We start from the raw sequence: 12,684 nt of genomic DNA on the forward strand, positions 1-12,684 counted from the left end.
CGGGCCGCGAGGGCGCTAATCTCGCGCCGCTCACACAGTTGATCGAGACATGATTCATCGCGCGCGTTTCCCGTGGCTGGCCGCCCTGCTCGTGCTGGCCGGTTGTGCCAGCCCTCCTCCACCGCTGCCCGCTGCGGCGCCGCCGGTTGGCCTGCAGCAAGCCTGGGTGCAGGCCGTCGCCGGGCCGGCCTGGGCGGTACGTGCGCTGACGGGCGAAGCCAGCTGCCCCACGCTGCGCTGGGGCAGCAGCGTCACCGCCATGCAGGAACGCAGCGCCCCCGGCGACGAGCCGCCGCCCGCGGGCAACAAGGAGCCCGAGCGCAAGCCGACGCACTTCACGCTGCGTGCCTGCGAGGCGCCCTGGCCCGCCGATGCGGCCAGCGTGCAGGTGGACGACATCGAGCTGCATGCCCCCACTGCCGAAGCCCGCCGCATCGTCGTCATCGGCGACACCGGCTGCCGTCTCAAGGCCTCGGACCGCGACTTCCAGGGCTGCAACGACGCCTCGGAATGGCCCTTCCCGCGCGTGCTGGCCCTGGCCCTGAGGCTCAAGCCCGACCTCGTCATCCACGTCGGCGACTACCACTACCGCGAAAGCCCCTGCCCGCCCGGCATGGCCGTCTGCGCCGGCAGCCCCTGGGGCTATGGCGACGACACCTGGCAGGCCGATTTCTTCCACCCCGCCAAGGCCCTTCTGGCCGCCGCGCCCTGGGTCTTCGTGCGCGGCAACCACGAGGCCTGCGCACGTGCCGGCCAGGGCTGGCTGCGCTATCTGGACGCCGAAACCGGTCCGGCGCGTGCCTGCCAGCCCGCCGGCCTAGGCGTCAACGAGGGCGACTTCACCGCGCCCTTCCCCGTGCCGCTGTCGCCGCGCAGCCAGCTCATCGTCTTCGATTCTTCGGAGATCGGCAGCCGCACGCCGCCCCGGGATTCCCCCGCCTGGGCCCGCTGGCGCCAGCAGCTCGATCGCGTTGCAGAGCTGGCCCAGGGCAGCGCCCAGAGCCTGTTTGCCAGCCACCACCCCAGCCTGGCCTTCAGCCCGAGCCCGATCGGCGCGCCCCGTGCCGCCCGATCGGGCCTGACGCCGCTGCTGCAGGATGCGGCACCCGGGCGCCTCTTCCCGCCAGGCGTGCAGGCCACCCTTCATGGCCACATCCACATGCACCAGGCCCTGGGCTTCGCCAGCAACCAACCGGTCACCCTGGTCGTCGGCAACGGTGGCTCGGCGGCATCAGGCCATGTCAACGACGCGGCGGCGCTCAAGCACGAGCTGCTGCCCGGTGCCCGGCTCGAGACGGTGCGCACCCATACCGATTTCGGCCTGTCACTGCTGACGGCCACGCCTGAGGGTTGGCAGTTGCAGGCCCTGGACGCCCTGGGCCAGCCGCTGTCGACCTGCCGCTTGGCCGGTCAGAAACTCAGCTGCTGAGCCGCATTGCAGACACTTCCCGTCACCAATGACTTTCGGCAGGCGACGCGAGAAGTAACGCCCGCGCATTCCATCACTGCGCACCCGATTTGAAGGGTTTCCAGCAGGTAAATCGATACAGCATCGAAAGTGCCCCCGGCTAAACTGGCCGCACCTGTCAAGCTGTTTTTGGCGGGAACCACGTTGATAGAGGACTCGGCTACATGAGCTCCAGATTGAAAGTCGCCGGTTGGGTTGCCCTCGGTGCCGTCGCAGGTGCACTCACCACCATGCAGCTGCAGGCCAATGCGCGCAGTACCCTGTCTCCCCTGCCGCTGGACGAAATGCAGCAGCTCGCGGCCGTCTTCGGCCTCGTCAAGAGCGATTACGTCGAATCCGTCGACGAAAAGAAGCTGATCAACGACGCCATCGCCGGCATGGTGTCCGGCCTGGACCCCCATTCCCAGTTCTTTGACAAGAAGACCTTCAAGGAATTCCGTGAAGGCACGACCGGCAAGTTCGTCGGCGTCGGCATCGAGATCGGCATGGAAGACGGCCTGGTCAAGATCGTCTCCCCCATCGAAGGCTCGCCCGCCTTCCGCGCCGGCCTGAAGAGCGGCGACCTGATCAGCCGCATCGATGACACCGCCGTGCGCGGTCTCACCATCGACCAGGCCGTCAAGAAGATGCGCGGCGACCCGTCGACCAAGGTCAGCCTCACCATCTACCGCAAGGGCGAGAACCGCACGTTCCCCGTGACCATCGTGCGCGAGGAGATCAAGGTCCAGAGCGTGCGTGCCAAGGTCCTCGAGCCGGGCTATGCCTGGATCCGCGTCAGTCAGTTCCAGGATCGCACCGTCGACGACTTCGCCAAGAAGCTCGAAGAGATCTACAAGCAGGAGCCCCACCTCAAGGGCCTGGTGCTTGACCTGCGCAACGACCCGGGCGGCCTGCTGGATGCCTCCATCGCCATCTCGGCGGCTTTCCTGCCCAAGGATGTCGAGGTCGTGTCGACCAACGGCCAGATCGCCGAATCCAAGGCCAGCTACAAGGCCAGCCCCGACGACTATCGCCGCCGCAGCGGCGACGACCCGATCAAGCGCCTGCCCGCCGCGCTGAAGAACGTGCCGCTGGTGGTGCTCGTCAATGAAGGCTCGGCCAGCGCCAGCGAGATCGTCGCCGGCGCGCTGCAGGACCACCACCGTGCCACCGTCATGGGTGCCCAGACCTTCGGCAAGGGCTCGGTGCAGACCGTGCGCCAGCTGGGCCCGGAAACCGCACTGAAGATCACCACCGCGCGCTACTACACGCCGAGCGGCCGCTCCATCCAGGCCAAGGGCATCGTGCCCGACGTGCTGCTGGACGAAACCGCCGAGGGCAATGTCTTCGCCGCGTTGCGCATGCGTGAGGCCGACCTCGAGAAGCATCTGAACAACGGCCCCGAGGACGACAACGAAGTCCGCCAGAAGGCCCGCGAGGAAGCGCGCCAGAAGCTGGAAGCCGAGTACGCCAAGCGCGCCGAGCCGCCCAAGCCGCTGCCGGAGTTCGGCTCGACGGAAGACTTCCCGCTGATGCAGGCCCTGAACAAGCTCAAGGGTCAACCGGTCATTGCGTCCAAGTCGGCTGTCGAGCGCAAGGCCGAAGCCAAGACGGAATAACTACAAAGACTTCTGACTTCAAAGCACAGGGGCCTCGCAAGAGGCCCTCTTTTTTTGTGCCGCCAGTATCAGCGTCGCCGGATGAAGGCCAGGGCGCCGAGCGACGCCACAGCGCCCAGGGCGGGCACGGCCCGCCAGCCGAATGAGGCCAGCAGGGACGATCCCAACGCCGCACCGCTGGCCATGCCAACGAACATCGTGCTGACCAGCACGGCGTTGAGCCGGCTGCGTGAGGCCGGGTCCAGGCTGTAGACCACGCTCTGGTGCGACACCAGCGCCGCCTGCACGCCGAGATCAAACACCACGGCCACGCCGACCAGCAGCCCCAGCGAAGCAGGCGCCAGTGCCTGCACGCTGAAGGCGACGAAGACGAGCAGCGCGCCGACGCGGATCACCGCCTGCGGACCACGCTTGTCCGCCACGCCACCGGCCAGTGGCGCCGCCAGGGCGCCGGCTGCACCGGCCAGCCCGAAAGCCCCCGCCACCGCGCTGCCCTGGCCGAAGTCCGGGCCTGCCAGCACCAGGGCCAACGTCGACCAGAAGGCGCTGAAGGCCACGCTCAACAGACCCTGGGCCAGTGCGGCCCGGCGCAACGGCGCATGCCGGTTCCACAGCGCTGCCATCGACAGCAGCAAGGCGCCGTAGCTCGCCGAAGTCGCCGGCACGAAGCGCGGCAGGCCGCGCCAGAGCAGCGGAATCAAGGCTGCCACCGCCAGCGCCGCCACGGCATAGACGGCGCGCCAGCCGGCCACCGCCGCCAGCGAGCCGCTGGCCACGCGCGACAGCAGGATGCCTAGCAGCAGCCCCGTCATGACCTGGCCTACGCGCTTGCCGCGCTCGGCCTCGGGCGCCAGTGTCGCCACGGCGGGCACGATGTCCTGGGCCAGCGTGGCCGTCAGGCCGATGGCCACGCTGGCGATGCACAGGGCCGCAAAGCCCGGTGCCAGCGCGGCAAAGGCCAGCGCGGCTACCAGCGCGACGGACTTGACCGCAATGATGCGGCGCCGGTCGAAGCGGTCACCCAGCGGCGACAGCAGCAGGATGGCCGCCGCGTAGCCGAGCTGGGTCAGCGTGGGCAACAGGCCGATGGCGGCACTGCCGACGCCGAACTGCTCGGACAGCAGGCCCAGCAGCGGCTGCACGTAATAGAGAGACGCAACGGCCAGGCCGGTGGCCGTTGCCAGCAGCAGCGTCAGCGCGGGGCCGAGTGCGGTCAAGGTAGGCGTGGACTTCATCGGCGCCAGTGTCGTGGCGCGACCCAAACCTTGCTCGCGGCAGACTTAGTATCCTGCCGACATGACGGACGACGACCTGCTGCGCTACTCCCGCCACCTTCTGCTCGATGAGATCGGTATCGAGGGCCAGCAGCGCCTGCTTGACGCGAAAGCCCTGGTTGTCGGCGCTGGCGGGCTCGGCTCGCCGGTGGCTCTGTACCTCGCTTCGGCCGGCGTTGGCCGCATCACGCTGGTCGACCACGACACGGTGTCGCTGACGAATCTGCAGCGTCAGATCGCCCATGACATGAGCAGCCTCGACAAACCCAAGGTCGAGTCCGCCGCGGCGCGCATGGCGGCGCTGAACCCCGGCGTGCAGGTGCGCACCCTCGCGCAGAAGGCCGATGCCGCCCTGCTCGACGAGGAAGTCCCGCGCGTGGACGTCGTCATCGACTGCACCGACAACTTCGCAACGCGCCACCTCGTCAACGTCGCCTGCGTGCGCCACGGCAAGCCGCTGGTCTCGGGCGCGGCCATCGGTTTCGACGGCCAGATCAGCGTCTATGACAGCCGCTCGCGTGAGCAGCCCTGCTATGCCTGCCTGTTTCCGCCCGAATCCGGTTTCGAGGACGTGGCCTGCGCGACGATGGGCGTGTTCGCGCCGATGGTGGGCATCATCGGCGCCATGCAGGCCGCGGAGGCGCTGAAGCTGCTGGCCGGCGTGGGAGAGCCGCTTGCCGGCAGGCTGCTGATGCTGGACGGCCGGCGCATGCAGTGGAGCGAGATCGCCATGCAGCGTGACCCGGAGTGCTCGGTCTGCGGCGGCGGATATGGAGCCCCTCGTCCGGTCTCGCCTCGCTGAACGCGGGCGTGCCCAGCCGGTCTTGCAGACCGCGCAGCGGGCAGAGCCGCTACCCTTCGGCAGGCACTGCAAGTCCACAGGACTTGCAGTGTCCGGCCTCAGCCCCCGAGGGGACGCGGCCGCTCACGGCGTCGAGCCGCAAGCGGCCCCTGACGGGCCGGCTTGGGAGCGGCCCGGCGCTCGGCCCCGGATTTCATGCAGCGGCGGCTGCGCAATGAAGCACAAAATCCAGCGTTGACCTGCCCACAATCTCACCGCTCATGAAGCCCACCGACGTCCCGACGCGCAACTTTCCGACCGCCAAGGAGGAATGCCGCACGCTGCAGCCCCATCCCGACTATGACGGGCCGGGCAGCGCCTATGAACTGGCCTTCAAGGACGAGAGCTTCCTGCTGCGCCAGGACATGCGTGCCGTGCGCATGCAACTGGAGTTGATGAAGCCCGAGCTGATGCAAAACGAGCAGGGCGTCAAGTCCACCATCGTCATCTTCGGCAGCGCCCGCATCCTGGCCGCTGAGGCCGCCCAGGCCCTGCTGACGGTGGCCGAGGACCGCAGCGACGAGGCTGGCGCCGCGAAGGCGCGCCGCCAGCTGGCAATGAGCCGTTACTACGAGGAGGCGCGCCGCTTCGCGCAGATCGCCACCGCCGCCTGCGCCGAGCGCGGCAACCACGTGGTGATCGCCACGGGCGGCGGACCCGGCATCATGGAAGCCGGCAACCGCGGCGCCTACGAGGTGGGCGGCAAGAGCGTCGGGCTGAACATCGTGCTTCCGCACGAGCAGTACCCCAACCCCTACATCACGCCGGAGCTGTGCTTTCGCTTCCACTACTTCGGCCTGCGCAAGATGCACTTCCTGATGCGCGCGGTGGCCCTGGTATGTTTCCCCGGGGGCTTCGGTACGCTGGACGAGCTGTTCGAGACGCTGACGCTGATCCAGACCGGCAAGAGCCGGCCACGTCCCATCCTGCTGGTCGGCCGCGAGTTCTGGACCAAGCTGATCAACATCGAGCTGCTGATCGAGACCGGCATGATCAATCCCGTCGACGCACAGCTCTTTCACTACGTCGAGACGGCCGAGGAAGCTTGGGCCATCCTCGAATCCGCACCCGAACTGGCCCGCCCTGTAACGCCATGACCAAACTCAGAAACGTCTCCCTCATCGGTGTGCCGACCGACATCGGCGCCGGCGCGCGCGGCGCGAGCATGGGCCCCGAGGCCATGCGCGTGGCGGGCTTGGCCGAGGCGCTGCGCGCCCGCGGCGTGGACGTCATCGACCGCGGCAACCTGGCGGGCCCTTCCAACCCCTGGCTGCCGCCGACCGACGGCTACCGCCATCTGCAGGAAGTCGTCGCCTGGAACCAGGCCACCCACGACGCCATCTACGCGGAGTTGAAGACCGGCCGCCTGCCCATCATGCTGGGCGGCGATCACTGCCTGGGCCTGGGTTCCATCAGCGCCGTGGCTCGCCACTGCCGCGACACCGGCAAGAAGCTGCGCGTGCTGTGGCTGGACGCGCATGCCGACTTCAACACCAGCGAGCTCACGCCAAGCGGCAACATCCACGGCATGCCCGTGGCCTGCCTGTGCGGCTTCGGCCCCAAGGAGCTGGTCGAGATCGGCGGCCATGTGCCCGCCATCAGCCCGAAGTGGATCCGCCAGATCGGCATCCGCAGCGTCGACGAGGGCGAGCGCGCCTTCGTGCATGAACACGACCTGGAAGTGTTCGACATGCGCTTCATCGACGAGATGGGCATGCGCCACACCATGGAGCTGGCCCTGGCCACGCTGGACGACAACACCCATCTGCATGTCAGCTTCGACGTCGACTTCCTCGACCCCGTCATGGCGCCCGGCGTCGGCACCACGGTCGGCGGCGGCCCGACCTACCGCGAAGCCCACCTGTGCATGGAGATGATCGCCGACACCGGCCGCATGGCTTCGCTGGACCTCGTCGAGCTCAATCCGGCGCTGGACGAGAAGAACAAGACGGCGCTGGTGGCGGTGGACCTGATCGAAAGCCTGTTCGGCAAGTCGACGCTGATGCGCAAGTAGAGCCGTTCATGGACGCCACGCCTTACCTGCTCGTTCAGCTCAGCGACCCGCACATCACCCATTCGGGCCGGCTGATCTCCGGCCGCGTCGACACCGCCGCGGCACTGCGCCATGCGGTTGAACGTGTGCTGCAGATCCGCCCGCGCCCGGTGGCCGTGCTGGTCAGTGGCGACCTTGTCGATGCCGGCCACCCGGCCGAGTACGCGCAGTTACGCGAACTGCTGATGCCGCTGGTCGACGCCGGCCTGCCGCTTGCGCTGCTGCCCGGCAACCACGATGCGCGTGGCCCGCTGCAGGAGGCTTTCGCGGGCCTGGCCCGCGTGCACCGCGGCGAACCCGGTGCGACGGCCATCCAGTACGCGCTGGACCTGCCCGGCCCGCTGCGCCTGGTCGTGCTCGACAGCCTGGTGCCCGGCCGGCCCGAGGGTGGCTTCGACGAGGCGCGCCTGGCGCAAGCCCAGGCCCTGCTCGCCGAGCGACCCGACATGCCCACGCTGGTCGCCCTGCACCACCCGCCGCACGCCACGGGCCTTGCAGCCATGGACGCGATGTCGCTGCAAGCGGGCCTGGCCGGCTTCGAGGCGCTGATCGCCGGCCACCCGCAGGTGCAGCGCGTCGTCTGCGGCCATCTGCACCGCATGACCTTGGGCCGCATCGCCCATGCCGCGGTCATCAGCGCGCCTTCCACCGCCCACCAGGTCGCACTGGACCTCGCGCCCGACGCCCCGCTGGCCCTGGCGCTGGAGCCCGCCGGCTGGCTCATCCACGCCTGGGGGCCAGGCCTGCCGCTGGTCAGCCATCTCGCGCTGGCAGGGGAACACGAGCGCATCGCCGACCTGTGAAACCGCCTGTGCATGCGAGGATGCCGCGCATGAAAAAACCGCTCGCACTGATCGCACTTTCATGGGCCGTTCAGGCCTTTGCCCAGGCGCCCCAGGCCCCCAGCGATACCGAGCGCTACACCCTCTTCCACGCCCCCGTCACGCTGCTGCGCAACGCGCAGCTCTACGACGGCACAGGCAGTGCACCGCGCGAGCACATGAGCGTGCTGATCCGCGACGGCCGCGTCGCCTCGGTGGCCCCCGACGCCGAGCTGAGGGCGCCAGCCGGCGCGCTGGTGAAGGATCTCGCCGGCGGCGCGCTGATGCCCGGCTTCGTGCTGCTGCACGAGCACCTCTTCTACCCGACCGAGCGCGGCAGCTACGGCGCCTTCTTCCAGAGCTTCCCGCTGCTGTATCTCGCCGGCGGCGTGACGACGATGCGCACGGCCGGCAGCATGAGCCCCTATGCCGACCTCAACACCTGGAAGGACATCCGTGACGGCAAGGCGCCAGGGCCGGACCTGGACGTGACGGCGCCCTTCCTGAATGGCATCCAGGCCTTCGTCGCCCAAGTGCCGCGGCTCGCATCGGCCGACGACGCCGTACGCCAGGTGGGTTACTGGGCCGATGTCGGCGCGACCTCTTACAAGGGCTATATGCACCTGACGCACGAGCAGCTCGACGCGATCGTCAAGGCCGCGCACGAGCGCAAGGCCAAGGTCACGGCCCATCTGTGTGCGGTGACCTACGCTGAAGCCACGGCCATGGGCATCGACAACCTGGAGCATGGCTTCTTTGCGGCCAGCGACTTCGTCGACGGCAAGCAGCCCGACGCCTGCCCGAGCGGTGACGCGGTGCCGAAGTCGCTCGACGCACTGGCCGTCGACGACCCGCGCATGGCGGCCCTGCAGCGCCAGATGATCGAACGCAAGGTGGCCCTCACCTCGACGCTGACCATCTTCGAGACCTTCTCCCATGGCCGCCCGATGGCCCCGGCCGCGGCGCTGGACCTGCTGATGCCGCAGCTGCGCGAGCAATACGTGCTGCGTTACACCGCCATCCAGCGCGGCGGGCCCAACCCACATGGCCGCATTTTTGCGAAGAACATGGTCTGGGAGAAGCGCTTTCACGACGCGGGCGGCCTGCTCGTCGCGGGCACCGATCCGACGGGCTATGGCGGCGTCATTCCCGGCTGGTCATCATTGCGGCAGTTCGAGCTGCTGCGTGAGGCGGGCTTCAACGCGGCGACCACGGTCCGGATCATGACGTCCAATGGCGCAACCTATCTGGGCCGCAGCGCCGACATCGGCCGGGTCGCACCGGGCCTGCGCGCCGACCTGGTGGCCTTCGCTGCGCCGCTCGATGCGGCCAAGCCGGCTTTGCCCGAGGTCGCCTGGACCATGAAGGCCGGCCGTGCCTGGGACCGCGCCAAGATCCTGAATGCCTGGAAGGGCCAGGTCGGACTGCGCTGAAGTCCATGCGCCGCCGCACCTTCCCCCGCTGGGCCGCCCTGCTCTTCATCGGCCTGGGCGCCTACATCCTGCTGCTGTCGCTGGGCGTCATCGAGGCCCATCCACGCCCGGGCGCGCGCCGCGGCCTGCTGCCCTCGCCCCGGGATTGGGCGGTCGGTGTCTTCGGCCTGGCGCTGGTGGGCGCCGGACTGGGCATCGCCTTTCCGATGGTGCCCCGGCGATGGCTGCGCCTGAGCAGGGCGATCGCGGCGCTGGCGTTCATTGCCGCGATGATCAAGTTCATCTATTTCTCGGGCCTGCCCATCGCGGAACAGCGGCTGTTTTCAGTGCCACTGGCGATCGCCCTCCTCGTTGCGCTCTGGGCCAGGGCCAAAGGCCTGAAGATCATCCCGGACCTGGATCCGCTGGAAGCCGCCCGCGTGCTGCGCCAGCACGGCAGGCCCGAACAAGCTGACGCCGTCCTGCAGCGTGCCATCCGCGAGCAGCCCTGGCGGGCCGCGGAGCTGCAGCGAGCGCTGAACATCGCGCGCCGGCAGTAGCGGCCTCGACGGCCTTCAGGCCCCGACGATCCAGCCCTCGAGCGGGTCCACGTCCTCGGGCCAGCTGTAGCGCGGCTGCTGTGCGGCCCAGGCCGCCTGCAACATTGCCAGCACCGCATCCAGGCTGTCGCCGCTGGCATCCGCCACCAGTTCGTCGCGCTGCGCGTGGCTGAGCTTCAGGCGCAGGCCCAGCCGCGTGCGGCCCTGTTCCAGGCCCTCGACGATGTCCTTGCGTGCGATCAGCCGCTCGGGCGTATGCGCGGCCTTGGTGTCGCTCTTGTACGAGCGCCGACCGACCAGTTCGCGGGCCAGCAGCCCCGGGTAGGCCTCGAGCGCGACTCGGCTTTCATCGCCAACCAGATGACCCGGCAAGTGCACGCCGGCCGCGATGAGCCGCGGCATGCCGGCATGCAGCATCCACGCCACCGGCGGGTTGACCCATTTCATGCTGGTGCTCGACCCCGCTGGCCCGTCGCAGGCCCGGTGGGCGAACTTGGCACCTACCGGGCGCGCATTGCAAAAGGCTGCAAACCGATCGCGTATCTCGGCCCGTGAGAGGCCGGCGTAGTGGGCCATCAGGGCCGCATAGTCGGTCGGCCAGCCGAGGTGTTCGACAAGCTCGCGCGGCAGGCCGAAGGGCAGGTCCAGACCGGCCACCCAGGGCCCAGGCCGCGCCAACCAAGCCGAGAAGGCATCCAGGCTGTCCAACGCTGTCAATGCCGACAAACGGACAACCGAACCGTGTCGCTGCCCGGCGGCGATACGAATCGGCTTGACACGCCGGGGCGCACTCGTGAAGTCGACCCCGAAAACAGTGATGTCCGTCATGGCCTTCATTCTGGGCCTAGGCAGAATCGGCCGATCCCATGTCAGCCCTCCTCGACCTCCCCACCCTGCCTGCCGAAGACCGCGGTTTTGACGCCGCCACATTCGACGAGGCCTTTGCCGCCGCGTGCCTGCGCGCCGCAGCCGGGGCTTATGAGGCGTCCAGCGAGGCGCTGGAGCAATTGCTGCTGACCTGCCCGCCGACGCAGCAGCGTCGGCGCGCCCAAACGCTGGCCCTGCTGGCACATCAATACCCGCGCCTGGGCAAGCTGACGGCGAGTGCGCGCTGCTCGACGGAAGCCCTGGCGCTGGCCGAACGCCTGAACGACGACGGCCTGCGGGCTGACGCACTGACCAGCCAGTGCTATGTCTACGGCCAGCTGCTGATGGGACGCGAGGCGCTGGAGTCAGGCATGAAGGCGCTGGCTGCCGCGCGCCGCGCCGCCGACCCGGTGCGCGAGGCCTGGGCGCTGAACCGCGTCGGCGTCGCCTATTCCAGCCTGGACAACCCCGCTCAGGCTTGTGCATCAGCCGGGCAGGCGCTGGAGATCGCCGCCAGCACCGACTGTGCCGAGGTGCTGTTCTCCTGCCACAACAACCTGGCCTATTTCTGGCTGCGCCGCGTCGAGGAGGCCCGGGCCTTGGGCGACGCCGCAGCCCTGGCCGACGCTGTCGCCAGTGCCCGCCGCACCGCCGACCAGGCCACCACGCTGGCCCGCCAGTCTGGCAGCCCCTTCCAGGTGGCGGTGGCCGTGTCCAACCTGGTCAACGCGCTGCTGGCGGGCGGCCTGTTGGACGACGCGCTGCCGCTGCTCAACGAATTCGGCCATCTCGCCCACGACCACGGCTACCGCACGCTGGCTGTCGAGGCCGATGCGCAGCGCGCCGTCTTCCTGCGCCTGAAGGGCGAGCCCCTGCAGGCCGCGCGCATCCTGGAGGCGCTGCTGCACGCCGCCGCAGAGCCGCCGCCGAAGCTGCGCCGCCTGCTGATCCGCTCGCTGTACGAGACCTACAAGGCCTGCGGCCAATACCGCGAAGCCCTGGCCTGGCTGGAGGAACTCGTCGGCCTGGACCGCCAGATCTCGCGCGACAACCTCGTGCTGCAGACCGAGGTCATCCTGATCCGCGACCAGGTCGAGCAAGCCCAGGCCCGCGCCGACAGCGCCACCGCCGACGCCCGCCGCGAACGCGCCCGCGCCGTGCATCTGGAGACCGAGCAGGCGCGCCTGCGCGAGCACGCCATGGCCCTGGACCGCGCCGCCCACGAGGACGTGCTGACCGGCCTGCACAACCGCCGCCACGCGGAGTTCGCCCTGCCGCTGCTCGTTGAGGGCGCGCGCATGGCCAACCAGGTCATCAGCGTCGCGGCCCTGGACGTCGACCATTTCAAGCGCATCAACGACAGCCATGGCCACGCCGTCGGCGACGCCGTGCTGCAGCAGCTCGCCCAGCTGCTGCGCCACCGCCTGCGCAGCGCCGACCTGCTGGCCCGCATCGGCGGCGAGGAGTTTTTAGCCGTGCTGGTGGGCATTGCCCCCCAACAGGCCGCCGAGATCTGCGAGCGCTTGCGCCTGGCCGTCGTCGAGCACGACTGGGCCGCCGTCACGCCCGGCCTGCTGGTGCGCATCAGCGTCGGCATCTCGGGCGGCGCGCCGCAGCAGCATCAGGGCGACAGCCTGCTCCTGCGGGCGGACCAGGCGCTGTATGCGGCCAAGCGGGGTGGACGCAATCGGGTGCATGTGGACTGAAGCGCCCACCGAAGGCAAGCGGGCACCTATGGATCCTCGTTGAACACCGCCGGCTGACTTAAAAAAAAGTTGGCCACCACACGC

11 protein-coding genes are annotated in these 12,684 nt (G+C 69.2%); 9 read left to right on the top strand and 2 right to left on the bottom strand.

Annotation, left to right across the window (positions count from 1 at the left end):
- Window positions 1–49: 49 nt before the first annotated feature.
- Both ASC95_RS27420 and ASC95_RS27425 read left to right on the top strand, forming a co-directional pair.
- Complete coding sequence (locus ASC95_RS27420) at window positions 50–1,429, top strand: metallophosphoesterase (protein ID WP_057300877.1); 1,380 nt, start codon at window positions 50–52, stop codon at window positions 1,427–1,429.
- Between the two features lie 203 nt (window positions 1,430–1,632).
- Window positions 1,633–3,066, top strand: coding sequence for a S41 family peptidase (locus ASC95_RS27425; protein WP_057300878.1), 1,434 nt, complete (start codon window positions 1,633–1,635; stop codon window positions 3,064–3,066).
- Window positions 3,067–3,134: 68 nt separating this feature from the next.
- On the opposite strand, the gene ASC95_RS27430 is transcribed toward ASC95_RS27425, so the two are convergent.
- Window positions 3,135–4,301, bottom strand: a complete 1,167-nt coding sequence (locus ASC95_RS27430; protein ID WP_057300879.1) for an MFS transporter — start codon at window positions 4,299–4,301, stop codon at window positions 3,135–3,137.
- 61 nt (window positions 4,302–4,362) lie between these two features.
- Here ASC95_RS27430 and ASC95_RS27435 point away from each other — a divergent pair, with 61 nt between their 5' ends.
- The 6 genes from ASC95_RS27435 (at window position 4,363) to ASC95_RS27460 (ending at window position 10,027) form a co-directional block, all read left to right on the top strand.
- A complete protein-coding gene (locus ASC95_RS27435) occupies window positions 4,363–5,142 on the top strand; it encodes a HesA/MoeB/ThiF family protein (RefSeq protein ID WP_057300880.1) in 780 nt (259 codons plus the stop codon).
- 260 nt (window positions 5,143–5,402) lie between these two features.
- The gene (locus ASC95_RS27440; RefSeq protein WP_057300881.1) at window positions 5,403–6,278 is read left to right on the top strand and encodes a TIGR00730 family Rossman fold protein; all 876 of its coding nucleotides are present in this window, start codon (window positions 5,403–5,405) and stop codon (window positions 6,276–6,278) included.
- Window positions 6,275–7,195, top strand: coding sequence for an arginase (gene rocF, locus ASC95_RS27445; protein WP_057300882.1), 921 nt, complete (start codon window positions 6,275–6,277; stop codon window positions 7,193–7,195). Before ASC95_RS27440 ends, rocF begins: the two co-directional genes overlap by 4 nt.
- 8 nt (window positions 7,196–7,203) lie before the next feature.
- A complete protein-coding gene (locus ASC95_RS27450) occupies window positions 7,204–8,037 on the top strand; it encodes a phosphodiesterase (RefSeq protein ID WP_057300883.1) in 834 nt (277 codons plus the stop codon).
- 29 nt (window positions 8,038–8,066) lie between these two features.
- On the top strand, window positions 8,067–9,488 hold the full coding sequence (locus ASC95_RS27455) for an amidohydrolase family protein (RefSeq protein WP_162250862.1): 1,422 nt from the start codon (window positions 8,067–8,069) through the stop codon (window positions 9,486–9,488).
- A gap of 5 nt (window positions 9,489–9,493) precedes the next feature.
- Window positions 9,494–10,027, top strand: a complete 534-nt coding sequence (locus ASC95_RS27460; RefSeq protein ID WP_057300885.1) for a hypothetical protein — start codon at window positions 9,494–9,496, stop codon at window positions 10,025–10,027.
- A gap of 15 nt (window positions 10,028–10,042) precedes the next feature.
- On the opposite strand, the gene ASC95_RS27465 is transcribed toward ASC95_RS27460, so the two are convergent.
- Window positions 10,043–10,855, bottom strand: coding sequence for a DUF429 domain-containing protein (locus tag ASC95_RS27465; protein WP_057300886.1), 813 nt, complete (start codon window positions 10,853–10,855; stop codon window positions 10,043–10,045).
- A gap of 38 nt (window positions 10,856–10,893) precedes the next feature.
- Here ASC95_RS27465 and ASC95_RS27470 point away from each other — a divergent pair, with 38 nt between their 5' ends.
- Window positions 10,894–12,600 (top strand): diguanylate cyclase, encoded by a 1,707-nt coding sequence (locus tag ASC95_RS27470; RefSeq protein ID WP_057300887.1) that lies wholly within the window; start codon window positions 10,894–10,896, stop codon window positions 12,598–12,600.
- The last annotated feature ends 84 nt before the right edge of the window (window positions 12,601–12,684 follow it).

Origin of the sequence: Pelomonas sp. Root1217 (genome assembly GCF_001425705.1) — a bacterium.
Classification (GTDB): Bacteria; Pseudomonadota; Gammaproteobacteria; order Burkholderiales; family Burkholderiaceae_C; genus Pelomonas.

Excerpts from the sequence above, each read along its gene's own strand:
- ASC95_RS27460 (WP_057300885.1), top strand. The coding sequence starts at position 9,494 with ATGCGCCGCCGCACCTTCCCCCGCTGGGCCGCCCTGCTCTTCATCGGC.
- ASC95_RS27450 (WP_057300883.1), top strand. The coding sequence starts at position 7,204 with ATGGACGCCACGCCTTACCTGCTCGTTCAGCTCAGCGACCCGCACATC.
- ASC95_RS27420 (WP_057300877.1), top strand. The coding sequence starts at position 50 with ATGATTCATCGCGCGCGTTTCCCGTGGCTGGCCGCCCTGCTCGTGCTG.
- ASC95_RS27470 (WP_057300887.1), top strand. The coding sequence starts at position 10,894 with ATGTCAGCCCTCCTCGACCTCCCCACCCTGCCTGCCGAAGACCGCGGT.
- ASC95_RS27435 (WP_057300880.1), top strand. The coding sequence starts at position 4,363 with ATGACGGACGACGACCTGCTGCGCTACTCCCGCCACCTTCTGCTCGAT.
- ASC95_RS27425 (WP_057300878.1), top strand. The coding sequence starts at position 1,633 with ATGAGCTCCAGATTGAAAGTCGCCGGTTGGGTTGCCCTCGGTGCCGTC.
- ASC95_RS27430 (WP_057300879.1), bottom strand. The coding sequence starts at position 4,301 with ATGAAGTCCACGCCTACCTTGACCGCACTCGGCCCCGCGCTGACGCTG.
- rocF (WP_057300882.1), top strand. The coding sequence starts at position 6,275 with ATGACCAAACTCAGAAACGTCTCCCTCATCGGTGTGCCGACCGACATC.
- ASC95_RS27455 (WP_162250862.1), top strand. The coding sequence starts at position 8,067 with ATGAAAAAACCGCTCGCACTGATCGCACTTTCATGGGCCGTTCAGGCC.
- ASC95_RS27465 (WP_057300886.1), bottom strand. The coding sequence starts at position 10,855 with ATGACGGACATCACTGTTTTCGGGGTCGACTTCACGAGTGCGCCCCGG.
- ASC95_RS27440 (WP_057300881.1), top strand. The coding sequence starts at position 5,403 with ATGAAGCCCACCGACGTCCCGACGCGCAACTTTCCGACCGCCAAGGAG.